Raw genomic sequence first — 1807 nt, forward strand, 5'->3', positions numbered from 1 at the left:
CGCCGGCCGACGACCGGACCGCCCCGGTCGACGACCCGGACGTGGCGCGGTGGCGGCGGGAGGCCGACCTGCTGCTCGCCGAGCGGGCCGAGCTGACCCGGCAGGCCGGTGGGGTCGAGGTCGTCCTCCCCGGCCAGCTGTCGGTGACCCAGCTCGTCGCGCTGCGCCGGGATCCCACCGCCCTGGCCCGTACGCTGCGCAGGCCGCTGCCCACCGAGCCCAACCCGTACGCCCGCCGGGGGACGGCCTTCCACGCCTGGCTGGAGCAGCGGTTCGGGGCCGACCGGCTGCTCGACCTGGACGAGCTGCCCGGCGCGGCGGATGCGGACGCCGCCCCGGACGAGGCGCTCGTCGAGTTGCAGGAGCGCTTCCTGGCCAGCGAGTGGGCCGACCGGGTGCCGGTGGAGGTGGAGGTCCCGTTCGCCACGGTGCTCGCCGGGGTGGTGGTACGGGGTCGGATGGACGCCGTCTTCGCCCGTCCCGGGGGCCGCTTCGACGTGGTCGACTGGAAGACCGGTCGCCAGCCCACCGGCGTCGCCGCCGATGCCGCCGCCGTGCAGTTGGCGGTCTACCGGCTGGCCTGGGCGGAGCTGGCCGGTGTGCCGGTCGAGCAGGTGGGGGCCGCTTTCCACTACGTCCGGGACGGTGTGAGCGTGCGCCCGGCGGACCTGCTGGACGTCGCGGGCCTGACCGCCTTGATCACGTCGGTACCGGAAATCCCGGCAGAGGGGTTCACAGCGACGAGATCCGTGATAGATTAGGCGCGTTGCAGTTATGGTTCCCAGAGACTCTGTGTGCGCCTGGTGGATTATGGCCCCAGGCGCTCTTTGTTGTGTCCGGAGTTCTCCGGGCGGGGCGACCAGAAGCGACAGGCGAGCCGCGCAGTTCCGCGCGGGGCGCTCCTCTTCGAGCCCGCAACACGTGCGGGCTCGACGTTCCGTCAAGGAGACGAAACACATGGCTATTGGCACCGTCAAGTGGTTCAACGCTGACAAGGGCTTCGGCTTCATCACCCCGGACGGCGGCGGCGCCGACGTCTTCGCCCACTTCTCGGCGATCCAGTCCTCCGGCTACCGGAGCCTGGACGAGAACCAGCGGGTCGAGTTCGAGATCACCCAGGGCCAGAAGGGCCCGCAGGCGGAGAACATCCGCCCGCTCTGATCTTCGGATCACCCCGTAACACCCACCGCGCCCTCCCGGGCGCAGTGACGGCCCGGCCCGCCCCGCCGTCGACCTGATCTCCAGGCGGCGACGCGGTGGCGGGCCGGCCCGTACCACCTTCGGTTCGTGCTTGTGAGTCCCGGTGGCGAGTCCGCCGGTCGACAGCGCCGCACCTGGCGCCCTTCCTCGACACGTGCCGCGTCGAGGAAGGCTTCTGCATGACCACCGTCACCCCGTCCTTCGCCCACACCGGCCTGGCTCCGGCGCTTCTCGCCGAACTGACCGTGCAGGGCATCACCGAGCCGTTCCCGATCCAGTCGGCCACGCTGCCGGACTCGCTCGCCGGCCGGGACGTGCTCGGCCGTGGCCGTACCGGCTCCGGCAAGACCCTGGCCTTCGGCCTCCCCACGCTGTCCCGCATCGCCGGCCGGCGTGCCCGGCCCGGTCGGCCGCTGGCCCTCGTGCTGGTGCCGACCCGCGAGCTGGCCCAGCAGGTCACCACGGCCCTCGCCCCGTACGCCCGGGCGGTCGGCGTGCGCTGCGCGACCGTGGTCGGCGGCCTCTCGCTCAACCGGCAGGCCGACGAGCTGCGCGCCGGCGCCGAGGTGGTCGTGGGCACCCCCCGGCGGCTGCAAGAACAGATAAA

At 72.8% G+C, this 1807-nt stretch carries 3 protein-coding genes; all 3 read left to right on the forward strand.

Annotation, left to right across the window (positions count from 1 at the left end; genetic code table 11):
• Window positions 1-761 (forward strand): PD-(D/E)XK nuclease family protein (locus AB0I76_RS29170; protein ID WP_357042146.1); only part of this gene is annotated, 761 nt, incomplete at its 5' end.
• 196 nt (window positions 762-957) lie between these two features.
• The gene (locus tag AB0I76_RS29175; RefSeq protein WP_007072850.1) at window positions 958-1161 is read left to right on the forward strand and encodes a cold-shock protein; all 204 of its coding nucleotides are present in this window, start codon (window positions 958-960) and stop codon (window positions 1159-1161) included.
• Between the two features lie 218 nt (window positions 1162-1379).
• Window positions 1380-1807: DEAD/DEAH box helicase (locus tag AB0I76_RS29180; RefSeq protein WP_357042149.1), on the forward strand; the 428-nt coding region annotated here is incomplete at its 3' end.

The sequence above is a fragment of the Micromonospora sp. NPDC049799 genome (genome assembly GCF_040656655.1).
Classification (GTDB): domain Bacteria; phylum Actinomycetota; class Actinomycetes; order Mycobacteriales; family Micromonosporaceae; genus Micromonospora.

What these genes read in the sequence shown, in the direction of transcription:
- AB0I76_RS29175 (WP_007072850.1), top strand. Translation starts at nt 958, where the DNA reads ATGGCTATTGGCACCGTCAAGTGGTTCAACGCTGACAAGGGCTTCGGC.